Annotated in this window: 18 protein-coding genes and 1 riboswitch; all 18 genes read left to right on the top strand. The window is 51.2% G+C overall.

What is annotated here, in order from left to right:
* The first annotated feature begins 4 nt into the window (after positions 1-4).
* The 18 genes from FS818_RS18045 (at position 5) to FS818_RS17955 (ending at position 23,671) form a co-directional block, all read left to right on the top strand.
* A complete protein-coding gene (locus FS818_RS18045; protein WP_186375534.1) occupies positions 5-1,204 on the top strand; it encodes a Ger(x)C family spore germination protein in 1,200 nt (399 codons plus the stop codon).
* Positions 1,197-1,418, top strand: a complete 222-nt coding sequence (locus tag FS818_RS18040; protein ID WP_145333534.1) for a hypothetical protein — start codon at positions 1,197-1,199, stop codon at positions 1,416-1,418. Before FS818_RS18045 ends, FS818_RS18040 begins: the two co-directional genes overlap by 8 nt.
* Before the next feature lie 56 nt (positions 1,419-1,474).
* Entirely contained in the window at positions 1,475-2,755 is a 1,281-nt protein-coding gene (locus tag FS818_RS18035) for a GerAB/ArcD/ProY family transporter (protein WP_145333533.1), read from the top strand.
* Between the two features lie 131 nt (positions 2,756-2,886).
* On the top strand, positions 2,887-3,717 hold the full coding sequence (locus FS818_RS18030) for a uroporphyrinogen-III synthase (RefSeq protein ID WP_145333532.1): 831 nt from the start codon (positions 2,887-2,889) through the stop codon (positions 3,715-3,717).
* Between the two features lie 275 nt (positions 3,718-3,992).
* Positions 3,993-4,181: riboswitch (cobalamin riboswitch) on the top strand.
* 345 nt (positions 4,182-4,526) lie between these two features.
* Positions 4,527-6,464 (top strand): precorrin-3B C(17)-methyltransferase, encoded by a 1,938-nt coding sequence (gene cobJ, locus FS818_RS18025; protein WP_145333531.1) that lies wholly within the window; start codon positions 4,527-4,529, stop codon positions 6,462-6,464.
* Between the two features lie 278 nt (positions 6,465-6,742).
* Positions 6,743-8,080, top strand: coding sequence for a sirohydrochlorin chelatase (locus tag FS818_RS18020; RefSeq protein ID WP_145333530.1), 1,338 nt, complete (start codon positions 6,743-6,745; stop codon positions 8,078-8,080).
* Entirely contained in the window at positions 8,077-8,847 is a 771-nt protein-coding gene (gene cobK / locus FS818_RS18015) for a precorrin-6A reductase (protein WP_145333529.1), read from the top strand. Before FS818_RS18020 ends, cobK begins: the two co-directional genes overlap by 4 nt.
* A gap of 81 nt (positions 8,848-8,928) precedes the next feature.
* Positions 8,929-9,576 carry a precorrin-8X methylmutase gene (locus FS818_RS18010; RefSeq protein ID WP_090924152.1) on the top strand — a complete coding sequence of 216 codons (648 nt, stop codon included), beginning with the start codon at positions 8,929-8,931 and terminating at the stop codon, positions 9,574-9,576.
* Between the two features lie 982 nt (positions 9,577-10,558).
* Positions 10,559-11,713, top strand: coding sequence for a cobalt-precorrin-5B (C(1))-methyltransferase (locus FS818_RS18005; RefSeq protein ID WP_186331756.1), 1,155 nt, complete (start codon positions 10,559-10,561; stop codon positions 11,711-11,713).
* On the top strand, positions 11,676-12,959 hold the full coding sequence (gene cbiE, locus FS818_RS18000; RefSeq protein ID WP_145333528.1) for a precorrin-6y C5,15-methyltransferase (decarboxylating) subunit CbiE: 1,284 nt from the start codon (positions 11,676-11,678) through the stop codon (positions 12,957-12,959). The genes FS818_RS18005 and cbiE overlap by 38 nt, the downstream gene beginning before the upstream one ends.
* A 97-nt stretch (positions 12,960-13,056) precedes the next feature.
* The gene (cobI, locus tag FS818_RS17995; protein WP_145333527.1) at positions 13,057-13,779 is read left to right on the top strand and encodes a precorrin-2 C(20)-methyltransferase; all 723 of its coding nucleotides are present in this window, start codon (positions 13,057-13,059) and stop codon (positions 13,777-13,779) included.
* The gene (gene cobM / locus FS818_RS17990; protein WP_145333526.1) at positions 13,776-14,576 is read left to right on the top strand and encodes a precorrin-4 C(11)-methyltransferase; all 801 of its coding nucleotides are present in this window, start codon (positions 13,776-13,778) and stop codon (positions 14,574-14,576) included. The genes cobI and cobM overlap by 4 nt, the downstream gene beginning before the upstream one ends.
* Positions 14,569-15,657 carry a cobalt-precorrin 5A hydrolase gene (locus FS818_RS17985; RefSeq protein WP_145333525.1) on the top strand — a complete coding sequence of 363 codons (1,089 nt, stop codon included), beginning with the start codon at positions 14,569-14,571 and terminating at the stop codon, positions 15,655-15,657. Before cobM ends, FS818_RS17985 begins: the two co-directional genes overlap by 8 nt.
* 922 nt (positions 15,658-16,579) lie before the next feature.
* Positions 16,580-18,160: a cobyrinic acid a,c-diamide synthase CobB gene (locus tag FS818_RS17975; RefSeq protein ID WP_260989903.1), complete on the top strand. Its 1,581-nt coding sequence runs from the start codon at positions 16,580-16,582 to the stop codon at positions 18,158-18,160.
* A gap of 543 nt (positions 18,161-18,703) precedes the next feature.
* Positions 18,704-19,342, top strand: a complete 639-nt coding sequence (locus tag FS818_RS17970; protein ID WP_145333523.1) for a ThuA domain-containing protein — start codon at positions 18,704-18,706, stop codon at positions 19,340-19,342.
* A 73-nt stretch (positions 19,343-19,415) separates the two neighbouring features.
* Positions 19,416-19,799 (top strand): phasin family protein, encoded by a 384-nt coding sequence (locus tag FS818_RS17965; RefSeq protein WP_145333522.1) that lies wholly within the window; start codon positions 19,416-19,418, stop codon positions 19,797-19,799.
* Positions 19,800-21,470: an ABC1 kinase family protein gene (locus tag FS818_RS17960; RefSeq protein WP_145333521.1), complete on the top strand. Its 1,671-nt coding sequence runs from the start codon at positions 19,800-19,802 to the stop codon at positions 21,468-21,470. It abuts the gene before it with no gap.
* 725 nt (positions 21,471-22,195) lie between these two features.
* Positions 22,196-23,671 carry a SulP family inorganic anion transporter gene (locus tag FS818_RS17955; RefSeq protein WP_145333520.1) on the top strand — a complete coding sequence of 492 codons (1,476 nt, stop codon included), beginning with the start codon at positions 22,196-22,198 and terminating at the stop codon, positions 23,669-23,671.
* The last annotated feature ends 685 nt before the right edge of the window (positions 23,672-24,356 follow it).

Genomic DNA, 24,356 nt, shown 5'->3' with positions numbered 1-24,356 from the left:
TTCCATGCATTTTTTAATGAAATACAAGGCTATCCTTGCGCTGATTCTGTGTGCTTCGCTGCTCACCGGCTGCTGGGATCGCGAAGAGATTAACGATATCGCCTTTGTAATCGGTATTGCTGTGGATAAAGAAGGGGAGGATTACCGATCCAGCCTGCAGATTGCTCTTCCCGGGCAATCCGGGGCATCAGGGAGTGAAGGGGGTGGGGGAGGTACAAGCGGCGACAAACCCTGGTTTATCCTCTCGAACATCGCTCGTACCCTTCGCGGGACGTCGCTTGAGGGTCAGAAGTCACTCTCTCGTCGGATTTATTATGCACATCGCCGCACCATTCTTATTGGAGAAGAACTGGCACGGGAGGGGGTTGCCCCGATGCTTGACCTGTTTACTAGATTTCCGCTAAACCGATTATCGGCAATGCCCGTTGTCACCAGGGGCGAAGCACATAAAGTTATAGACACGGATGCACCGATTGAGAAGTTCCCTTCCGAGATGGTGCGTGAATTATGTTTTCTCAATATGAGGAATCCAAGATCCCTTAAAACATTTATAGACTCGATTCTGGATGAAGGAGTGGACCCATTTCTACCTATCGCATCCGTTTCAGACAATGTACCACAGGATTGGAAGGGCGCCATAACCAATATCAAACTGGACGGCTTGGCTATTTTCAAAAAAGACAAACTGGTGGGCATGATGGACAAGGCCCCTGCCGATGCTTTGATTCTTGCCATGGGTGAAGCCAATGAACCCGAAGTCATGATTAAAGCTCCGCGCGGTAAAGGCGATATGTTCATTAAGTTAAACGAGAACAACTCGTCGCTTCATCCCAAGATTGTGAATGGCAAAGTGAGTGTAACCATTCAGATGTATGCCAAGGGTGTGCTTGTGGACAATGAATCAGATTATGGAGACAGGCGCGAGAAGGAAATTTTAAATTTGAATGAAGCCGTACACCGGAAGATCAAAGAGGATATTGAGGAAGGTATAAGGCTGGTTCAGAAGAAATTCAAAGCGGACATTATCGGCATCGGCCGTTCGATCCATAGGCAGTTACCCAAGGAGTGGGACAAGATTAAGGATCGCTGGGAGGTTCTCTATCCGGATGTTCAGGTAACTGTGGAGCCGCATGTCATTATTGAGAATGTCGGTATTGTCAATAAACCGATTGGAGTCGTAGAGGAGGATATCATACATGATTAAACCGCTACTATACACCTATCTGGCGATGGTAATCGGGGTGCTGATTGTGGATTTCAGGCATCTGAAACAGGCGGCCCCTATTAATCGCTGGTTGTCTTATGGAATCATTGCGCTTGGAACAGGCCTCTGGTTCTATGTTACGGCGCTAAACAAAACCGTATTCCTATCCGTATGGATGAGTCATATTATTCAACGTCTGTTGCCAATGCCTTGAGGATATGGCTTATGTCATCTTAGTATGCAAGAAACAGGTACGGAAGGAGGGACAGGATGATTCAGAAGGTAACGCACAGGCAAATGGTCTTGATGCTCATGCTGCTTAGTATTACAGGGACACTGCTACAACCTCATGCACAAGCCATTTATTATGCAGAACAGCATGCCTATCTTTGTTACATACCGGTTGTTCTGATTATGTTTACATCGATGTGGATGCTGAGCCGTGTCCAGCGGCGTTTTCCGGACAAGGATCTGTTTGAATCGTTAGTGACACGATTTCCCTTTCTGGGAAGATTGGCCGGATTAATGTACATCGCGTTTTTTTTCTTTGTATTTGCGAGAGATATTCGGCTAACAGGGGATTATGTGAGCATTACATTGCTGGAAACAACACCAATATCGATTATCGTGCTCTCTCTGCTTGTCATGGCTATATTTATCGTGCGGGGAGGACTAGGCTCCCTGATTGGCATGGTGGAGTTATATGTAGCGCTTTTTTTGTTAAACTCCATCATTGTGCCGTTTATGCTGATCCAGCAAGTCAATCTGGATAACCTGAAACCCTATTTCGATGTTGACCTGGCGGGTGTGGGCAGGGGGAGCTGGTATCTCTTTTCGTTTTATGGGGAGATGATTGCTCTGCCCTTTGTGATGAGGGGAAGTGACTTTCGAGTGAAATCGATTTTCACTGGCAACATCGTCACGGCACTACTGATGATGCTTATTGTCATCGAAACCATTACATCCATCGGTGTACCTATAGCTTCGAGGCTGGTGTATCCATCGTATGAGCTGGCAAGACAGTTGCAGATTAGTGACTTTCTGGATCGGTTTGATCTGGCGCTTGCCGCAGCAACCTTGCCGTGTATCATAACCAAGATTGCATTTGACCTGTATTTTGTGTGCTGGGGACTAAAACGCATGATACCCAAAGTGTCTGGTAAAGTACTGACCGGACCCATTGCGTTGCTCGGTTTTGTATGTGCGTTCTGGTTTTTCCGCAATGCGATTCAGCTGAATCGGTTCACTCGGGAATGGACATGGGTTGCGATTGTATTTGAGGTGCTGTTTCCAATCGTATTCTTTCTATTTCTTCGTCCACGGAAAAAGGAGGCTGGGCATGCCCCGAACTCTGAATCGGGAGAGAGGGCATCCAGAGGCAAACAGCAGGAAGGGGAACAGAAGCAGGAGCAGGCATCTGGTGAATCTGATCACGCTGAAGGGAAGACAGAAGGCAAGTCAGAAGAGCAGTCTGGTGATAAGTCAGCGGAAAAGTCTATAGAGAAGAAAGGTAAACCATCCCATGGCGGCGGTAATCTGCAGCCTTCCTGATGAAAACCATAAAAAATCGTTATAGCTAAAGAGCCCGGAAAGCAAGCAGGCATGGTTTCCCTCCGTACAAGGAGCCTGTATACTGTAGTCAGATTGGTGAACTTTCGGCTTAATAAACGGGGGGAACATAAATGGCTCAACATTTGGCAGGGGTACGTGTGGCGTTAACCGGACCGAGAAAGTCCAAAGAGATGTCTTTATTGGTAGAGAAGATGGGAGGAATCCCGCTTGTGCGTCCTGCACAAGGCACGGTGTTTCTGGATGACCGTAACATTCGAGATGGACTGGTTTCCTGGATCTCTGATCCGCCGGAATGGGCTATTTTGACGACGGGCATGGGGCTGGATGCTTTGTTCGACATGGCTGAGGACATGTATATAGCCGGGCAGCTTCGGGATGTATTGGCTGGATCATGCATTGCGGCTCGAGGGTACAAAACAGTGAATGCACTCAAGAAACTGAAGTTGACACCACTGGTACGAGATGATGATGGTAGTACAGACGGATTGATCCGTGAATTCGGTTCGCATGATCTGACAGGCAAAAAGGTGATGTTGCAGTTGCATGGGGAGACTGCCCCCAAGCTGGTTCGCTGGTTAGAAGAACAAGGAGCTATTGTGCGGCAGGTGTTGCCGTATCGTCACGTACCGCCGGAAGAGGCAGAGCTGGAGCAACTGCTGAACGAAGTAATTCAGCATAAGTTAGACGCGGTGGCCTTTACAAGTGGGCCGCAGGTCCGGTTTTTGACGGAATATGCGACATCTCAAGGGAAGCTGGAGCAGATGCTGACAGCTTTCAAGGAAGGGGTAGTCCCGGCCTCTGTTGGTAGAGTTACGGCGAATGCGATGCGTGAGGAAGGGATTGAAGCGCTGGTTGTACCCAATGAAGAGAAGATGGGAGCGCTCATCGTTGAACTGGGACGTTATTTTGCCGCGAATCCGGTGGGTGTCCGGGAAGATTAATAAAGGCAGATCGTGCAGAGATATTTAGATGTTCGGAGCAAGGCCTCAATATGAATATTGAAAGATTGCGAGATAGCCGTATGTAGAATAGCAGACGCAATTCGTATACAGAGGAGTATTAAGTTAGAAGGAATTACATCAGTTATATGGATGGATATCTAAAGGTTCTGATCCGTTATCGGATCGGGATCTTTTTTTCATTTTTATCCAAAATTAATGTTTGGGACAATCTTGAGAAGCGTGGACATTATTTCCTGACCGATGGTATGATGAAGACAATATGAAAGCAGCAAGGTGCTCTTGCATAAAGCAAGAGGTAACAGGGAATCGGGTGCAAGTCCCGAGCGGTCCCGCCACTGTAATGGTGAAGCGTTTTCCATGAAAGTCACTCGGTACAACGGGGAAGACAGGAAAGAAAGCTAATGATCCAGAGCCAGGAGACCTACCTTGCGTGTGTCACCAAACCCTTCGCGGAAAGGAGTGGTGTACGATAAGTTCGGGAAAGGGACAAACCGCGGTTTGTCCTGTGAGGCTCTATATGGGCTATTGTGGCTGTATGCAATTCCTTATTATGGAATGTTACAGGCCAGATTTCCTGAGTGTAAGTACATGCATATCTCATCCGTGATTAGGATGGGATTTTTTTGTTTTTTTGCACAGGAATGAAGTTAAAGTTACCTGGTTGAGCAGAAGTAATGATGAGTGACAGAGCAATAAAGTGAAAGAGCCCCATCTATATCGGGGAACTTTTATGATAAACAAGGTTGGGGCGTTAATCGTATGACAAGCGGAGTGAGGGGGAAAAAGGGATGCAAAAGCAAGGCAAGTTGCTGATCATCGGTTTCGGTCCAGGTGCGATGGAGCACATAACCAAACGGGCAATGGATGCATTGCAGGAAAGCGAGGTCATCATTGGATATAACACCTATGTGGATCTGATCCGGCCTTTGTTGAATGGACAAGCCATTGTGCGTACAGGCATGACGGAGGAAGTCAGCCGGGCACAGGAAGCGGTAAGACAAGCGGAAGCAGGCCACATTGTTGCCGTAATCTCCAGTGGGGATGCCGGGGTATACGGTATGGCAGGACTTGTATATGAGGTGCTGATCGAGCAAGGCTGGAAGCCGGATACAGGCGTAGCTGTCGAGGTTATTCCTGGTGTGTCGGCTATTCAATCGTGTGCTTCCTTGCTGGGTGCGCCTGTTATGCACGATGCATGTACGATCAGCCTCAGCGATCATCTGACACCATGGGAAACCATTATTCGGCGGGTTGAGGCGGCGGCATCGGCTGATTTTGTTATTGCTCTGTATAATCCCCGCAGTGGACGGCGTACACGCCAGATTGTAGAAACGCAAGAGATGTTGCTTCGTTACCGTGATCCGAAGACACCGGTTGGCTTGGTCAAAAGTGCATATCGGGAACGCCAGGACGTGGTCATGACGACGCTGGAGGAGATGCTGAATCACGATATCGGTATGTTAACCACCGTGATTATCGGCAATTCCTCGACCATGATGTACGAAGGCCTCATGGTCACACCGCGCGGATATCAGCGGAAATATACGCTGAACTCCGCGGAACAGCCGCTCAGGCCCCATGAGCGGCTGCGCACCGAAGCCGAGCCATGGTCGCTCGGCGCGCAAGAAGCCCGCGCTGCCGCCTCCGGCGAGGCAGCGGGCGGTAGCACGGCCCGCGATGCGCAGGCCGTGCCGCCGGCGGAGCCAGCCCTGCGCGGCGCCATCGCCGGAGCGGGCACGGCTCCGCAAGGGCAGCCGCCCGCAGGCGCATGGGCGGCGACCCCGCCTGCGGCAAGCCCGGCGAGCGGTGCTGGCACCGCCGTGCTTGCCGCAGAGCGGCCCGCGTCCGCGGCGGCAGAGGCCGCACCGCGCGCTGCCGCTGCGGCGCCACGCGCCGGCGCAGCCGAGCTCGCCGCGGAGGCGCTGACGCGGCTCGCGGCAGGCGGTGCGCTCGCGGGCGAAGCGGCAAGCCGCTGGCTGGACGCATCGGCGTCAGGCCCGGCAGCCGCGGGCGCGCAGGGCGCGAGCAGCGATGCGGTGCTTGGGGTAGCCGCTGCTGTGCCCGTGCCGGGGCGCAAGGCGCCGCTCTTTGAGATCGGCGTGTCGCCCGGCGTGGGCAACAAAAAGTTCACCGCCACGCAGATGGCCCTGCTGGCGCAGTGCGCAAGCGAGGACGGCGAACTGGAGTATACGCCGGAGCACCAGATCATTCTGAGAGTGCCGACGTTTGAACCGGATGCGCTGGTAGACGAGCTGCGCGCAGCGAACTTTATCGTGGTGCCGATTGGGGACGTGATCAAGGTCAAAGCCTGTGACTTCTGCAACCTGGAGAAGGACGACGCGGTGCCGATGGCTAACCATTTGCAGGACGTGATCGGGGGATTGTCTGCTCCGAAGGAGACGAGCGTAGCGTTAAACGGCTGCGGGATGGCTTGTTACGGAGCAGTGCTGGAGGATATCGGCATCGTGTACCGCAAGGGCGGCTACGATCTGTTCCTTGGCGGTAAAAAGTTCGGCCGCAATGCACATCCGGCTCAGCCTGTAGCAGAGGGCATTCCGGGTGATCAGATCGGCGGCATTGTGGAACGCATTGTTGCGGAGTACAAGGAAAAGGGTCATCCGAACGAGCGGTTCCACAAGTTTTTCAAACGCGTAGGTGTCATTCAAGGCTTCCGTCATGTGGATGCGCCAGTCACCGTTGAAGTGAATCCGGTTTGCGGTGACTAAGAAGTGGAATTGCATGGTATGTATGGGTCAAGCCTGAAAGTCCACTTAAGCATCAGAGGCAGGGTCATCTACGGAGAATGAGTGGTCACAACACCAAAAAATAAACGAAACACAATCCTCGGCTGAACCCCGGCTGATATAGATAGATAAGACATGCAAAGTTGAACCCATTGCAGAATTAGAAATAGGTTATACCTTTCTTCCTTGGAGCCGAGTGGAGAGCCTTACGAATATGAGAAATCCGATCTACGGATCGGACAGAGGAGGAAATATAGAAGATGGATGCCATTTTGTTGGTGGGACACGGGAGCCGTGATCCCGAGGGGAACCGCGAGTTAAAGGAGTTTGCACGCGAGGTCGCTGAGCAGGCACCGGAGAACACACTGGTGGAAACCTGTTTTCTGGAATTAACCAGACCGAGTATTGCGGATGGAGTTACGGCTTGTGTAGATCGAGGCGCGACACGCGTCGTACTCGTACCGATTATTTTATTTGCAGCGGGACATGCCAAGATTGATATTCCGAATGCGATTGATCGTGCCAAAGCACGTTATCCGCAAGTGCAGTTTATTTATGGGCGTCCGATCGGTGTGCATGAAAAAGTCGTGCAAATTATGCAAACTCGTCTGCAAGAGGCGCAGCCTGTACGTGTTGCAGCTCAAGGTGAAGGTGGAACAGATACAGCAGTTGCAGTGGCCGCTCCGCCTGCTACGGTGACTGATGAAGAGACCGCTGTACTTGTGCTTGGACGGGGAAGCAGTGACCCGGATGCCAACAGTGACTTTTTCAAAATGACCCGTATGCTGTGGGAGAAGCTGCCGTACAGATGGGCGGAAAGCAGCTTTATCGGCGTCACCCAGCCTTCTTTCCCGGATGGATTGGAACGTTGCCTCTTGCTTGGTGCGAAAAAAATTATTGTCATGCCGTATTTCCTCTTTACCGGTGTGCTGATTAAACGCATTGATGAGATGACGGCTGAATTTGCAGCCGCGCATCCGGATATTCAAGTCGAAATCGGTGGTTATTTCGGTTTCCATCCGAAACTGGTCGAACTGGTGCTGGAACGTGCGCATGAGGGGTTATACGGACGGGTTACAGCCAACTGTGACAACTGCCAATTCAGACTTGAAGCAGCCAAACATCACCACCACCATCACGACCATGACCATGGGCATGACCACGATCACGACCATGATCATCACGACCACCACGACCATGATCACCACCATCACCATGAACATCACGATCACGGACATGACCATGACCATGGGCACAATCACCACCATCATGATCACCACCATCATGATCATAGCCACAGTCATGGACACGACCATCAGCACGAAGGTCAGCATGTCCATAGCCATGATGATGAGCATGAACGTCATGATCATAAGCACGAAGGCGGGTACTCCGAGCAGGCGGCCGTTACTCGTGAGGCGACACTTGATTTCCATCATGACCATGACGAAGAGCTGCATCACTCGCATCATGAGCACGATGGACATCGGAGCAAACAGCAGCACAATTTAGCAGGAGCAGAAGGAAATGTACAGCAGCATTCATCCTCTTCTAAGGCACAAGTGGCATCAACTTCCGAGCAGGTGAAGCGTTCATGATCCTCATGTTATGCGGTACCAGTGATGCACGCGAACTTGCGATCCGAATCCAGCAACAAGGACATAACGTCCTGACCTCGGTTGTGACCGATAGCGCAGCCCAAAGTCTGACCGAAGCCGGCTTACCTGTGCGGACGGGCCGATTGACCGTAGAGGCGATGGTGCAGTTGATCCGTGAAAAAAACACCCCTGTGCTTGTGGATGCGAGTCATCCTTTTGCCGAAGAAGCCCATGCGAATGCCATGGAAGCCGCGAAACAGGCGGGCATCCCTTACATTCGTTACGAACGAACCGGGCTTGCTTATGATGACCATGAACTATTACATGTCGTGTCATCTTATGATGACGCAGCACTCAAGGCCAAAGAGCTGAAAGGCTCCGTCATGCTGACGACAGGTAGCAAAACGCTGCAAATCTTCACCAAGCACCTGCTCGGTGATCCGGATATACGACTTGTTGCACGAATGCTCCCCCGTCTCGACAATATGGAGAAATGCGGTGAGCTGGGCGTAGAGCAGCGCAATATTATTGCGATGCAAGGACCTTTTTCCCGAGAAATGAATGAGGCACTTTACAAGCACTATGCAACAACGGTGATGGTCACCAAGGAAAGCGGCAAAACCGGAGCCGTGGACGAGAAGATCCAGTCTGCACTGGAGCTGGGCATTCATGTTGTGCTGATCTCACGTCCAGAGGCGGAGTTTGGCACGGTGTTTGATCATTTTGACGGTGTATTGCACGAGCTGAAAGGGATTCTGGGGCAATGATTTCCCTGATAGGCTTAATTTGAATAACGCAACTTTGAACAGCTTGATTGTAAATATGGAAAGAAGAATGGAGTGATTCGGGTGGATTTTAAAACAGAGTTTAAACCGCTGACCGTGCAACCTCAGGAAATTGAAGGTAAAAGTTTTGAGATGATTACGGAGGAACTGGGGGAGCACCCGTTTACCGATGAGCAGTATCCGGTCGTACAGCGTGTCATTCATGCTTCGGCTGATTTTGAACTCGGCCGCAGCATGGTGTTTCACCCGGATGCAATCCAGGCAGGTATCGCCGCGCTACGCGCAGGCCAATCTGTTATTGCAGATGTGCAGATGATTCAGGCAGGCGTGAGCAAGGATCGTATCCGCGGTTTTGGCGGCGATGTACATGTACATATTTCCGATCCGGATGTGATGGAAGAAGCCAAACGCCTCAACACTACTCGTGCGATCATCTCGACACGCAAAGCAACCCAAATGTATGACGGGGGCATCTACGCTATCGGTAACGCGCCAACGGCGTTGCTGGAGTTAATTCGTCTTGTCAAAGAGGGCGAGGCCAAGCCGGGGCTGATCATCGGCATGCCGGTAGGTTTTGTATCCGCGGCCGAGTCCAAGGACGAGCTACGCAAGCTGGACATTCCTTTTATCACCAACATCGGTCGCAAAGGCGGCAGTACAATCGTTGTGGCAGCACTTAATGCCATCTCGTTGATGGCTGTGAAGGCATAGAGAGGCTGGGCGGGAGTAGCGAGGTGGCGGGCCTCGATCAGTAAGGTCAAACGAAATCTACCTTATCTGATTAAAGGTTGGTTAATTAACTGTGCCGCGTCCTAATGAGAACTGGAAGAGGTCGGAAGTTTGATTTAGCAACTTCTAACGATCACCAGGAAGCTTATTTGGCGTAAAATCAGTCTTTTGAAATTCTAACGATCCTGAGGAACGTTATTTCGCTCAAAACCACTCGAAAGCGCTGGAAATGGCACCATTTTGGTGAAATAGCGTCTCCTGAGATCGTTAGAATTCCAGCGAGGGCAAATTAGGCCAAATAACGTTATCTGTGATCGTTAGCGCTTAGTCGTGGGTGTAACAGGTGTCAAAGTAAACGAGATCCTTAGCGTGCGAGTCACCAGAGATTGGGGTTCCGCTCCAGCAACTTCTAACGATCACCAGGAAGCTTATTTGGCGTAAAATCAGTCTTTTGAAATTCTAACGATCCTGAGGAACGTTATTTCACTCAAAACCACTCGAAAGCGCTGGGAATTGCACCATTTTGGTGAAATAGCGTCTCCTGAGATCGTTAGAATTCCAGCGAGGGCAAATTAGGCCAAATAACGTTATCTGTGATCGTTAGCGCTTGGATATACTTGTAGTTGCTATTAAGTAACTGAGATGGTTAATGCGTGGGCCACCAGTGGTATGAGTTTTGTCTAGCAACTTCTAATGCTACGAATGATTATTGTACGGTCGTTAGCATGTGGGGACGGTGAGTGCAAGTCTAGTCCAGCACCTTCTAACGCTCTCCAGTTGGTTCGTTTACATTTACTAGCGCCACAGTTGTTAAGTACAACTAAAAATCAATGAATCAACAATTCATACAAGACTAAACAACAAACAACAATCAACAATGAACAATCAACATCAGCCAACAGCCACAGTCAACATAAGTCCAACCAACAAGCGAGCATCTAGAAAGGACGGGAGGTTCAAAGCCATGGAAAAGAAACGCATGAAGAGCGGAGAAGCACCGGACCCGGATAAACCGATGCGTTCCGGCTTTACGACCGGGGCGTGTGCTACAGCGGTTGCCAAAGGCGCGACGCAGCTCCTGTTAACGGGGCATATTCCTGCACAAGCCGTGGTTTCCTTGCCCGCCGGCTTTGACCACTCGTTCGAGCTGATCGAGCAGGAGCTGATGACGGACGGTACAGCAACCTGTGCCACGATCAAGGATGCCGGGGATGACCCGGACGCTACGCATTTGGCGAAAATCATTGCGCATGTTTCCTGGCGGGACGAGCCGGGGGTAGAGCTGGATGGGGGTATCGGTGTCGGTCGCGTCACCAAACCTGGATTGCCCGTGCCCGTAGGCGAAGCAGCGATTAATCCCGTGCCGCGGCGTATGATCACCGAAGCCGTGACCCAAGTGCTGACCGAGCATGGCACCGCGAGAGGGGTGCGAGTAGTCATCAGCGTTCCGGACGGCGAAGAGATTGCGAAAAAAACGCTCAATGCGCGGCTTGGCATCCTTGGCGGTATCTCCATTTTAGGTACACGAGGTGTGGTCGTTCCGTTCTCTACTTCGGCGTACAAAGCCAGTGTGGTACAGGCGATTTCCGTCGCGCAGGCTTCCGGCTGCGAGCATATTGTGCTGACGACAGGTGGCAGCAGTGAGAAATATGCGATGAAAATGATGCCCGAACTGCCGGAAGAAGCCTTTATTCAGATGGGTGACTTTGTCGGCTTTGCGATCAAGCACGGGAAACGGCTGGGCATGAAACGCATCAGTCTGGTCGGGATGCCGGGCAAATTCGCCAAAGTGGCTCAAGGGGTCATGATGGTGCACTCCAAGAGTGCGCCGGTGGATTTTGGATTTCTTGCGTCCGTGGCTCGCGAAACCGGGGCCGGCGATGAACTGGCGCAAGCGATCGAGGAAGCCAACACGGCGACTCAGGTGGCGGATATGATGACCGAAGCGGGATATTTGCCTTATTTTGAAAAGTTATGCCTTTATGCCTGCCAGCACTGTCTGGAACATGCGGGCGGCGGCGTAACGGTGGAAGTGGTGCTGGTCACCATGAAAGGAATGGAACTGGGGAGGGCGGAAATCAGTGAACTCGAACACAACAACTGGAGCAAAGAATCGTAACATCCGCATTATTGGCGTAGGCGAAGAGGGGGCAGCCGGACTTACAGCAGAGAGCCTGAGTTTGATTCAGGAGGCTGATGTGCTGGTCGGCGGCGAGCGTCTGCTGCAATTTTTCCCGGCGTTTGCGGGAGAGAAGCTGGTGATCAAGAGCAGTTTGAGTGACCTCGTTGCGAAAATAAAAACGTTGCAGGACACGCACAACATCGTTGTGCTCGCCTCGGGGGACCCGCTGTTTTACGGCATCGCCGGGTATTTCGCGCGCAAGCTCGGCCCGGATCAACTGGACATCCGGCCTAATCTCAGCTCGTTGCAGCTGGCATTCGCGAGGCTTGGCGAGAGCTGGCACGACGCCGTGCTCGAAAGCGTGCACGGTCGCCCGCTCAAAGGCCTCGCCCAGCGCATCGATGGCAAAGCCAAAGTGGCGCTGCTCACGGACGAGCACAACAGCCCCGCTGCGATCGGGGCGTACCTGCAACAGTTCGGCATGACCGAGTATGATGCCTACGTTGCAGAGAACCTGGGCGCGGCAGACGAGCGTGCCCGCCATTACACCCTGGACGAGCTGGTAGCGGCTGAGTGCAGCCCGCTGAACGTCGTCATTTTACTGCGCCGCAAAGATGCACCGGCGCCGCGCAAAGGCTTCGGGTTTGCAGATGAGGAATTCCATCAACGCAAACCCGAGAAGGGCCTCATCACCAAGCGTGAAGTCCGCGCGTTCAGCTTGTCCGAGCTGAAACTGGGCGAGGACAGCATCGTGTGGGATATCGGCGCAGGTTCGGGCTCGGTGGCGGTGGAGTGCACGCGGCTGGCGCCGCGGGGCCAGGTCTTCGCCATCGAAAAGAACGAGGGTGACCTCGTGAACATCGAGGCCAACCGTGTCAAATTCCGGACGGATTTTACCGTCCTGCATGCCAAAGCGCCAGCGGGGCTGGACGAACTGCCCGAACCGGATGCGGTGTTCATTGGCGGCAGCGGCGGCGAGCTCGCGCAGCTGATCGCCCTGTGTGCGTCCCGGCTGCGCCCCGAGGGACGCATCGTGGTGAATGCAGCGACCATCGAAACGCTGCATGACAGCATGAAGGCGATGCGCGATGCAGGCATGGACGCCTCCGTGACCCTGCTGCAGACGGCGCGGAGCAAGCCGATCCTGAATATGACCCGTTTTGACGGATTGAACCCGATCTATGTGATTACAGGCCAATATATTGCAGCAGACGAAGCGGAAGCTGTGAACGGAGCAGAATAGTTTTTTTGGCAAGGAACCAAAGGGGGAGAGTAGCATTAGCACAACAACAGGAAACATCAATAGTACTGGAATTCATACGGGAAGTTCATCAGCGAGCGTGACAGGAGCCGGAGTTAACGTTGGTACACTGTATGGCGTGGGCGTTGGGCCGGGAGACCCGGAGCTGATTACGGTCAAAGCCTACCGGATGATCCGCGAGTGCCCGGTGGTCGCCTACCCGAAGAAACGCAAAGGCGGTAAATCCTACGCCCACGAGATCGTGGAATTGTACGTGAATCCAGAGGAGAAAGAGATGCTGGGGCTGATCTTTCCGATGACCAAAGACCCTGTCGTGCTGGAGCGCGAGTGGGGCAAAACCGTGGAAGCGTGCTGGGAAGCGCTGAAGCAAGGCAAGGATGTCGCTTTTGTGACGGAAGGTGATCCGAACTTATACAGTACCTTTATCCACCTTGCACGTCTCATGCGTGAACTGCATCCTGAAGTTCCGATTAGCTCGATTCCGGGCATATCCTCTGTTCTTGGTGCGGCGGCTGCACTCGATATTCATCTGGCAGATGGCGACGAGCAGGTCGGCATTATTCCGGCGACGGCGGATAAAGAAGCGATGCGGCAGGCGATTGAGCATCACGATACGATTGTGTTTATTAAGGTAGCAAAAGTGCTTGACCCGATGCTGGAGCTGCTGGACGAGATGGGACTTGGCGGCAAAGCGTCGGTGGTTACCAAGGTTACTTCTCCTTATGAATTGGTCTGGCGTGACGCCCGTGAACTGAAAGGGCAGGAGCTGGAATATTTGAGCCTGATGGTGGTGAGCAAATGATGAAAACATTAGAAGCAAAAGTGTACATCGTTGGTGCTGGCCCGGGAGATCCCGAGCTGATTACGGTCAAGGGCTCGAATATTCTGAAAAATGCCGACCTCGTTCTGTACACGGATTCCCTCGTGAATGATGAACTGATTGCGACAGCCAAACCCGAAGCCGAGGTGCTGCAAAGCTCGGGCATGGATTTGGAACAGCAGGTCGAGCTGATGTGCACCGCAGTCCGGGCAGGACGCAGTGTGGCTCGTGTACATACGGGTGATCCGGCGATGTACGGTGCCATTTTGGAACAAATGGTGCTGCTCAAGCAGCAGGGCGTGGACTATGAGATTATTCCGGGTGTAAGTTCCGTCTTTGCTTCGGCAGCGGCGCTGGGAGCGGAACTAACTGTGCCCGAACTGACACAGACCGTTATCCTGACGCGCGCGGAAGGACGCACACCTGTGCCTGAACGGGAGAAGTTGCGCGATCTGGCCTCCCATCACTGTACGGTGGCGCTTTTCCTGAGTGCAACACTGGCGAAAAAGGTCGTGGTGGAATTCCTTGCGGCAGGGTGGAGCGAAGATACACCGGTGGCGGTAGTACAACGTGCAACATGGCCGGATCAGAAGATCGTGCGTACCACGCTAGCGAATCTCGCTGCCGATCTGCGTGCCGCAGGCATTACGATGCATGCGATGATTTTGGCAGGCTGGGCGCTTGACCCTGATCTGGTGAACCGGGATGCACACCGCTCGAAGCTGTACGACAAGTCTTTTACCCATGGCTATCGCAAGGGAGTGAAGTCCGGTGAGTAATCCGTTTGTTGCCGTAGCCATTACCAAGCATGGTGTGGAGATGGTGCGTAACCTCGAAAGGCAGTTTCAGGGCACAGATGTTTATTATATGAGCAAATTCGCCCGTGGGGACGAGGAGCAGATGGGGTACACGTTGTTTGAAGGATCGGTGAAGCTGATTCTGCCAGACCTGTTCAAACGTTATAACGGCATCATTCTGTTTATTTCTCTCGGTGCCGTTGTACGTATGATTGCTCCGCTATTGGTGGACAAAAAAGTCGATCCTGCCGTTCTGGTCATTGATGACCGCGGCGAGAACGTGATTAGCGTGCTGTCCGGTCACCTTGGCGGTGCCAACGAACTGACGCGTCAAGTGGCGGAAGTGCTTGGTGCGCGTGCCGTCATCACGACAGCTTCGGACGTGCAGGGTACGATCCCGGTGGATATGTTTGGACGTGAGCTGGGCTGGATCGTGGACAGCTTTGATAAAGCAACCCCGGTAAGTGCAGCGGTGGTCAACGAAGAGCCGGTGGCACTGATTCAGGAGACAGGCGAACGCAACTGGTGGCGGTACAACAAGCCTGTACCGGATCATATCCGGGTCTTCGGTAGTATGGCCGAGACGGAATCTTTCCCGTTTAATGCGGCACTGGTGGTCAGTGACCGTTTGCTTTCGAAGGCGGAAGAGGAACGTTTTCTAACCAACGGTGTGCTGTACCGTCCGAAGAGCCTGGTGCTCGGCATGGGCTGCAATCGCGGTACCGCGATGGAGGAGTTGGAGCAGGAAGTGCTTGCCACGCTGGAAGAGCTGTCTTTGTCCGTGAAGAGCGTGCGCAACATTGCCACCATTGATCTGAAAAAAGACGAGGAAGGCCTGCTGGCTCTATGCGCCAAGTACGGCTGGGAACTCGTGACTTACACTCCGGAGGAACTGAATACGGTGCAACTTGCCAATCCGTCCGAGACGGTATTTAAATACACCGGAGCCTATGGCGTAAGTGAACCGGCGGCACTGCTTTCTTCGGGAGCAGACCACTGGCTGCTGGAAAAGAAAAAGAGCGGCAACCTGACGATCTCTGTCGCACGGGTTGCGTTTGAATAAGCTGTATTTGATTTGATAAAGCGGTATTTAAGCGGTTCAGAAGTATTTTGTGTGGTCGACCAGTGTTTCGTGTGACTAACAAACATATCGTTTGACCAACCAGCGTTCGTGTGACCAATAAGCATCTCGTTTGACCAACCAGCGTTCGTGCGATCTACAGGCATGAACGTGTCTTTGATCATGTGCCTCACCAATGAGCACGAATATATCTTAGGTAGTTAGCTTCTCCCGAAGCGCGGCATGTTTTAATGTGAATAATTTGAATTAGCATCGATCATCAGCGAGCGTAAGCAGTAAGCAGTAAGCAGTAAGCAGTAAGCAGTAAGCAGTAAGCAGTAAGCAGTAAGCAGTAAGCAGTAAGCCACCAGCATAAACAGTTCCCCAAAATAATCAGCGTGAACGTCACCTCTAACGATCACAGATGACGCTATTTGCTCCAAAATGGGCAACTCTAAATTCTAACGATCACCACAGACGTTATTTGAGCATTTTGCAGAGGAAATGGCTGGAATTCGGGCTGTTCACCCCAAATAACGTTCCTCAGGATCGTTAGAATTTGAAAGTGTGATTTTTTCGCGAAATAAGGTCTCTGGTGATCGTTAGAGGTGAAGCATCAAAGGAAGGGCCGGTACTTCGGTAATTGGGCACTTCTGCACTTCTGCACTTCTGTACTTCGAGTTGCTATGGGTTACATCAGTTATCTCGGCCATCCGTTGCATCCATTGTAGAATCATAGTTACGAGTTACGACTGCCGAGGCGAGATTATGCAGTCCATCCGAGTGGACTATAGCTACTTTTCACCTTGATGCGTTCACATACAAAAAGCAGTTGATATCACCTTATGAACATGACCGTCCCAGGCCGTTGGAATCGATATGGGATGGTCTATTTGTTATATGTAGAGCAAAGGCGGGATGAACGATGAACTCAAAGAATGTAAAGACCACCGTTTCCAATAATGAGACCTTACCAACGAATGAAGTTTTACCAACTGAGTCTAATAACGGAGTCGCACCAATGACATCTAATAACGGAGTCGCAACAACGACGTCCAATAACGATGTCGCAACACTGATCTCCAATAACGAACCCATAACGGCGACACCCGGTAACCAAACTGTGCCTCGGCTGATTATCGCCGGTACGGGTAGTGGTGCTGGCAAAACAACTGTAACGCTCGGTCTAATGAAAGCACTTGCCCAGCGTGGATTGAGTGTACAGGGGTTCAAATGCGGCCCGGATTATATTGACCCAACGTATCATACGGCAGTGACAGGTCGGGCTTCGCGTAATCTGGACGCATGGATGACTTCCCCTGCATATGTGAAGCAGACATTCCAGAGGGCATCCGCAGGTCATGATATTTCCATCATTGAAGGGGTGATGGGCCTCTACGATGGCAAAGATCCGCTCAACAACACAGGTTCTACCGCAGAGATCGCGATGATTACGCAGACACCGGTGATTTTGGTTGTCGATGTACGTAGTATGGCGCGCAGTGCAGCGGCGATCGTACTGGGTTTTCAGCAACTCGAGCCTGAATTAAACATTGCTGGTGTGATTGTGAATCGGTGCGGAAGTGCGGGGCATTATACAATTGTAAAAAAAGCCATTGAGCAGATGTGCAACATTCCGGTGGTTGGCTGGCTAAAGCGGGATGAAGACATGTCCATCCCCGAGAGACATCTCGGACTCGTTCCTGCCATTGAGCGTGGGGAGCTGGAACCGTTATTCCAGCGGGCAGCCGATGTGCTGCTGGAAGGCACGGATCTGGATCTTCTGCTGGAACTGGCCGGAAGTGCTCCCCCGCTCCCGTTGCAGTCCGCCACTCACATCCATATTACGCCGGATACGTACCAGCCTGTGATTGCCGTTGCTCGTGATGCGGCGTTTAACTTCTATTATCCGGATAACCTGGAACTGCTCGAAGCGGCGGGGGCACGGCTACAGTATTTCAGTCCACTCGCTGGTGAAGGCATTCCGGCCGAGGCGGACAGCATTTATCTGGGTGGTGGTTTTCCCGAGGAGTTCGCGGCGGTGATTGCCGGAAACGAGCGTTTTCTGGAAGGGCTACGCGAAGCAGCCCGTTCCCGGATGCCGCTGTTTGCGGAGTGCGGCGGCTACATGGTACTGGCCGAAACGCTGACGGATCGTGAAGGGCAGACGTACACCATGGCAGGCATTATTCCTGCGCAGGTGCAGATGCAGAAGAAACGAGCTGCGCTGGGATACCGGGAGGCGAGTGCGGTTCAGGACTCTTTTTTGCTAAAACAGGGCGAAGTGCTGCGGGGGCATGAATTCCATTACTCAACGATGACGTACCGCGAAGAGGTACCTATTCCGTATGCTTATGAAACGAAGGGATTACGGGGCGTAAAGCAGGAGGGGTACGCTTTGGGCAGTATCGTGGCCGGATACACCCATGTGCACCTCGGCTCTGATCCGCAAGCGGCACAGAGATGGGTGGAGCATTGCCGACTGTACCGCGAGCACCAAGCTTAGTTGAAGCGCAGCACCCGTGTGCAATGATCATGCTCAGATCAAACGTGTATAACGCATTCATATGCGGCACGGAAGTAACGTTAATATGATTACACAGAGCCTAAAATGGAGGGATAGAGATTAGAGAACGAATTACGCTGAGGCGATTTTTCGTTCGGTGGAACCAGCCTGCTCCCCTCTTTCGGCAATAAGCGGAAGGGCTTGAATTCGTTTTGAACCTCCTGAGACTTTGGTCGTGAAGTTGGGAATGGGACTGTACAATTAAAGGTTTTTAGTGAAACATGTGGAATGTGTTAGGGATGGAGTGTGTTGTGACAAGGTAAATGGTGAATCCCAGCTGGATATGCCTGATATGGATATGCCAATCCGTTATACGGCTATACTAGGAAGTATTGTGATAGGGTATATGTCTTATTCGAAACCTAAGTGGAAGAGATGAAGAAACACCACGGTAGTCGATTGATAAAGCGTGGTTAATTTATAGGATATGGAGTGTGCAGACGAACGTAAACGAACAAGATTACAAGAAAGGAGATGATGATAATGGATCATCGCAAAAAAGCACTTTTAATTGGAGATTATACACATCCGGACTGGCATCCTCTACAGGGGGTAGACGCGGAGATTAGCCGTATTTTTCAAGATACGATTACGGTTCAGTGCAGTGAAAATCGCAACATGCTGCTTCATGAAAATATTTCGGGATTCGATGTATGTATCTCATACATGGACGATTGGAGAGGCAAAGTCTCCCCGCAGCAGACAGCAGGCTTGTTGTCTTATGTAAGTAACGGGGGCGGACTGGTCATCTTGCATAATGGAATCTCGCTTCAGAATCGAAATGAGATCAAACAGATGATTGGCGCCAAGTTTCTTCATCACCCGCCGTATGCGCCGCTGGAGTTCACGGTGACGGAAGAGAGCCATCCCGTGACGGAGGGCATTTCCGGTTTTACGATGGAAGAAGAACCATATGAATTCGAGTTCGGTTCATTTACCGAGACTAAAATTTTGCTGCAATACCAGTCTAAAGAAGGGCCGAAACCGGCAGCTTGGGCTCATAAGTATGGACTCGGGCGAATTGTTTATCTGATGCCTGGGCATTCTGTTCCCTCCTTTGCGAACGAAACCTATCGTCGACTGGTTTTGCAAGCAGGCAAATGGGCAGCACGGTACGTGTAAGGAATGTCTCCTTTTTGCATGTCGGGGTTTAACAGGTGTAATATAGAGACAACCGAAGAGGAGGATGAATAAGATGAGCGATTTGTTCAAGAAGGCGTTCTCGTTAGGGCTTGGTCTCACGGTAGTCAGCAAAGAAAAGATTGAGAAAACGGTGGATGATCTGGTGGAGCGCGGGAAGCTTGCGCCTGGAGAATCCAAAGCGTTTGTTGAACGATTGTTGGAGCGCGGCGAAGAAGAGCAGGGCCAGCTGAAACGTGTCATTCAGGAGCAGGTCAAACGTGTGCTTCAGGAAGCGGGCGTGGCTTCTGAAAGTGACGTAACCAGTCTGGAACAGCGTGTTGCGGTTTTGGAAAAAAAACTGGCCGAGCTGCATCAGACACCTCAGCTTCAAGTTGATGAAACCCCGGCTCCGGTTGTTGAAGACTCTCCTCCTCTCAAAGGAAACGAGATCGAATAGATGGCTGTGCGGATCAAACATGTCGGCAGATACCGGGAAATTGCCATGGCGCTGGTGCGTCATGGCTTCGGGTATATGGTCGAGGAGCTCGGGTTATTCCAGCTTCTTGCACTGCCCAGACGGTGGATGTCGCGTGAAGCGCAACCCACCAAGACGTTAAGCGAACGGATCAGGCTGGTGTTGCAGGAGCTGGGGCCGGCTTTTGTGAAGCTGGGGCAACTTGCAAGCACAAGGGCAGATCTATTACCTGAATCGGTGATTCGGGAACTGGTCAAATTACAGGATCAGGTTCCGCCGTTCTCGTCAGAGACGGCACGGGGTATTTTGGAACAGGAATTGGATACACCGCTGGAAGAGATCTTTTCCCGGTTCGAGGATACCCCTGTGGCCGCAGCCAGTATTGGTCAGGTGCATCTGGGCAAACTTCAGAGCGGAGAAGCCGTAGCGATTAAGATCCAGCGCCCAGGCATATCAAGGATTGTGCAGCGTGATCTGGACATTCTGCGAGAATTGACTGCAATGGCGGAGAAACGTTGGGATTGGGTGAAACAATACCAGATTCCGCAGATGGTGGAAGAATATGCCCAGGCTCTGATGGCTGAGCTCGATTATACGGTGGAAGGTCGCAATACGGAGAAGATTGCACAGCAATATCAGCAGGACCCTAAAGTGAAAATTCCGGTAATCTACTGGGATCAGACCTCATCGCGTGTGTTGACCATGGAATATATTGAGGGCATCAAGCTGAACAACCGGGATGAACTGGTGAAGCGCGGCCATGATCTGAACAATATTGCCGAACGGCTGGTGGATGCGCTGCTGAATCAGATTTTTATGCATGGTTTCTTCCATGCCGACCCGCATCCGGGCAATCTGATGGTGCTGAAGGACGGGCGACTGGCTTTCATTGACTTCGGTATGGTCGGCAGTCTGAGTGATGAGATGAAGCAGCAGCTTGCCTCGCTTATTATCGGGCTGATGCGTAAGGATACGGATAGTATGATCCGTGCGATTGAGAAGCTTGGCATGATGCCGGATGACATGGATGCACGTGCGCTTCATGTGGATTTGGACAAACTCCGGACGAAATATTACGATATTCCTTTTTCCAAAATCAGTGTAGGACAGGCACTCAACGATCTGTTCGGCATTGCCCAGAAACATCGGGTTGTCATGCCCGCAGATATACTGCTGATGGGCAAATCGTTGCTGACCGTGGAAGGAGTTATTGAACATCTCGACCCTACCTTGAGTATCGTGGATATGGCGGAACCATTCGGGCGAAAGCTGCTCAAGGAACGTTTTAGCGCGGGTAGGATCAAAAATCGGTTGTTTCGCAGTGCGGCAGACATGGCCGAAAGTGTCATCGGTTTGCCGGGACAGCTGCGGCAGTTGTCCTCCATCATTAGCAAAGGAAAGCTGCGACTGGAGATCAGTGTTCCCGAATTAGAATCACTCATGCGCAGGCTGGATCAGATCAGCAATCGTTTATCGTTCAGCATTGTGCTGCTGGCCTTCTGTATCATCATGGTGGGACTTATCATCGGTTCTTCGATTAGTCACCAATCCACGATGCTGTGGGATATTCCGGTGATTGAGATTGGTTTTCTCGTGGCCATCCTCATGGTGGCGTTTCTGCTGTACTCGATATTCAAATCGGGCAGGTTTTGAGACGGAAGTTCAAGCTTTTATAATAATGAAGTTAGCAATCGAACGCCAAAAAGTGATTGCTTGAAAATAGGAATAACTCACCATAACCTGTAAATGCCAAAATAGACTGCAAGGCCTTTTATGAAAGGGCTTTGCGGTTTTTTTTGATGAGTAGAGATAAAGGGAGTTAAATCTAGAAGGATGAAGATAATAGGAGATAAGCACTTGTTTTTGCGAGATTACAGAGTTCGTACATGTGTATGTCTGTAACTATAATAATAGGTCAGTAGATTAACGGCCCCGGTTTTTCTGAGAGAGGAAAACTAACAGGTGTTGCTTCGTTCATCCATCGAATGAGATGGTGAGACGAGAATACCGCAAGCAAGAAGACAACGGAATGGGTAACGGAAAAGTCAGTACACGCTGGAACGGCAATGACATGATGAATTTGAATCGGCGTTTAGCGCTGAATTAAAGATTTAGACCATCATGCACATAGGGACAAATAGACTAGCAATGGACAGGTTAAGGGCACTGTATGCTTATTGGCATTTACCCATGAGCAGGCGAAAAGTCAGGCATGATAGTTTTTTTGCGGAGACTCATCCGTTATTTTGTGTTCTTTGCAGACTTGCCACTGTCGTTTTTATGGGTCCCGAAGTGGAAATTGGATGTGTACGACTTCCGTTATTCTTCAGCAGATTCGTTAATTTGAGGGACACATCCAGGAGGCAATGCAAGAACATATGAATACGTTAAAACAACAGTGGTTTGGCAACATCCGCGGAGACGTGCTGGCAGGAATTACGGTAGCACTCGCGCTCATTCCGGAAGCTATTGCCTTCTCCATTATCGCCGGTGTTGATCCGATGGTCGGCTTGTATGCGTCGATTACGATTGCGATCGTCATTTCGATTGCAGGAGGCAGACCGGGCATGATTTCGGCAGCAACAGGAGCTATGGCGGTATTGATGGTAGGACTCGTCAAGGATTATGGCGTGGAGTATCTTTTTGCGGCGACCATTCTGACGGGCATCATCCAGTTTGTTTTAGGCATATTTAAAGTAGGGCGATTTATTACGTTTGTACCTCATTCGGTGTTGACCGGATTTGTGAACGCACTGGCGATTCTGATCTTTATGGCGCAACTTACCCACTTTACGGGAGCGAACTGGATCATGTATGTGATGGTGGCGGCAACACTGGCAATCATCTATATTTTGCCGCGTTTTTTCAAAGGGGCTCCGGCTCCGCTTGTAGCGATTATTATCATGACCATTATTACGGCGATTTTTCATCTTGATGTCAAAACGGTGGGTGAAATGGGCAATCTGACAAGCACATTGCCGATGTTCCATCTGCCGAATATTGCGTGGACATGGGATACACTGATGATCCTGCTACCGTATTCATTTACGATGGCACTTGTCGGTTTGCTGGAGTCCCTTTTGACCGCGACCATTGTGGATGAGATGACGGAAACGAAAAGCAGCAAAAACCGAGAGGTACGTGGTCAGGGGATTGCAAACTTTGTAAACGGGTTGTTCGGCGGGATGGGTGGCTGTGCGATGATCGGACAGTCCGTCATTAATGTGAAGTCAGGCGGCCGCGGCAGGTTGTCGACATTTACGGCAGGGGCGTTTCTGGCGATTTTATTGTTGCTCCTGAGCGGTGTGGTGAAGCAGGTACCGATGGGTGCGCTGGTTGGCGTGATGTTTATGGTGTGTATCGGTACGTTTGACTGGAGTTCTGTGAAAAATATAGCCCGCGTCCCACGCGCTGAAGCGATCGTTATGGTGGTGACGGTAGCGATCGTTGTTTACACGCATGACCTGTCGCTTGGTGTAATGGTTGGCGTTGTGCTCAGTGTGCTGCACTTCGGCTGGAAACAGACCAAGATTCGCGTACAGGCTAGCGAAGAGCAAGGACAGAAAGTGTACCTTGTACACGGGCCGTTCTTCTTCGGTTCCTCGTCCCACTTTGTGGATGAATTCGATACGGAAACCGATCCGCAGGACATCACCATTGACTTTGGCGGCTCGCATATCTGGGACAACACCGCGGTTGTGGCGATTGGCAAAGTAAAATTCAAATACGCGAAGCTTGGCAAAACCGTACATCTGCGTGGATTAAACGAGGAAAGCACCCGATTGCTGGAGCGCAGCGGATATAAGGTTTCTGGTGCGGGTACCGTTCCGGGTACGGGCGGACACGGAGCATAAAGTTAATGTGAAGTGTAAAGCTTAACTAAGGCGTAAAGTTCAAGTGGAGTGTAAATTCAAGTAAAGTGTAAAGTTCAAGTAGAGCGTAACGGTTAATTTAAAGTAACTTGTTCCAAAATGGTTTTGGTATCTGCGCGTTACAACATCGACAGGTGGCAAGTAAGCTTAGAAATTGCCGATTGTGATACGAACGAGCTGGAGATGACTATGGAGCTGGAGATGATAAAAGAGCGATATGGCATCTCAAACAGCAATAGTCGGTGAGCATGCCGCAACGCGTGCATCTCCTGACGCGCGGTGTAATGCGTTTGGCGCATCAAGATGCTCAGCCTTGTGGCCATGCCTACCAGAAATATCGCTGGGTGATCGGTGAGTAGGAACGGTTAAAGGTAACAGATAAAAGGTAACAAGTAACAGTTAACAGCTGGGGATTGGAAGTTACGTAGTGGTAACCCTTGAAAAGGCTTAAGGTAGTAGGTTATAGGGGGTATAGGGGTTATAAGCTATAGGCTTTGGATATCACTAAACAGTATTAATATGCAGCGGTCTTCTTGCGATGTATGCCGGGGAGCCGCCTTTTTTGTATCTGTGAGCGCTAACGATCAGGACTTTAAAGCCCCCTAATCCAATTGGACACTCAAAGCTACCTCAGATACACTAAATGAAATGAGGAGAGTGTTCATGA

It is taken from the genome of Paenibacillus xylanexedens, from assembly GCF_007680605.1.
Classification (GTDB): Bacteria; Bacillota; Bacilli; order Paenibacillales; family Paenibacillaceae; genus Paenibacillus; species Paenibacillus xylanexedens_B.
This window is presented reverse-complemented; position numbering and strand designations above follow the sequence as displayed.

Excerpts from the sequence above, each read along its gene's own strand:
- FS818_RS18045 (WP_186375534.1), top strand. The coding sequence starts at position 5 with ATGCATTTTTTAATGAAATACAAGGCTATCCTTGCGCTGATTCTGTGT.
- FS818_RS18040 (WP_145333534.1), top strand. The coding sequence starts at position 1,197 with ATGATTAAACCGCTACTATACACCTATCTGGCGATGGTAATCGGGGTG.
- FS818_RS18035 (WP_145333533.1), top strand. The coding sequence starts at position 1,475 with ATGATTCAGAAGGTAACGCACAGGCAAATGGTCTTGATGCTCATGCTG.
- FS818_RS18030 (WP_145333532.1), top strand. The coding sequence starts at position 2,887 with ATGGCTCAACATTTGGCAGGGGTACGTGTGGCGTTAACCGGACCGAGA.
- cobJ (WP_145333531.1), top strand. The coding sequence starts at position 4,527 with ATGCAAAAGCAAGGCAAGTTGCTGATCATCGGTTTCGGTCCAGGTGCG.
- FS818_RS18020 (WP_145333530.1), top strand. The coding sequence starts at position 6,743 with ATGGATGCCATTTTGTTGGTGGGACACGGGAGCCGTGATCCCGAGGGG.
- cobK (WP_145333529.1), top strand. The coding sequence starts at position 8,077 with ATGATCCTCATGTTATGCGGTACCAGTGATGCACGCGAACTTGCGATC.
- FS818_RS18005 (WP_186331756.1), top strand. The coding sequence starts at position 10,559 with ATGGAAAAGAAACGCATGAAGAGCGGAGAAGCACCGGACCCGGATAAA.
- cobM (WP_145333526.1), top strand. The coding sequence starts at position 13,776 with ATGATGAAAACATTAGAAGCAAAAGTGTACATCGTTGGTGCTGGCCCG.
- FS818_RS17975 (WP_260989903.1), top strand. The coding sequence starts at position 16,580 with ATGAACTCAAAGAATGTAAAGACCACCGTTTCCAATAATGAGACCTTA.
- FS818_RS17970 (WP_145333523.1), top strand. The coding sequence starts at position 18,704 with ATGGATCATCGCAAAAAAGCACTTTTAATTGGAGATTATACACATCCG.
- FS818_RS17965 (WP_145333522.1), top strand. The coding sequence starts at position 19,416 with ATGAGCGATTTGTTCAAGAAGGCGTTCTCGTTAGGGCTTGGTCTCACG.
- FS818_RS17960 (WP_145333521.1), top strand. The coding sequence starts at position 19,800 with ATGGCTGTGCGGATCAAACATGTCGGCAGATACCGGGAAATTGCCATG.
- FS818_RS17955 (WP_145333520.1), top strand. The coding sequence starts at position 22,196 with ATGAATACGTTAAAACAACAGTGGTTTGGCAACATCCGCGGAGACGTG.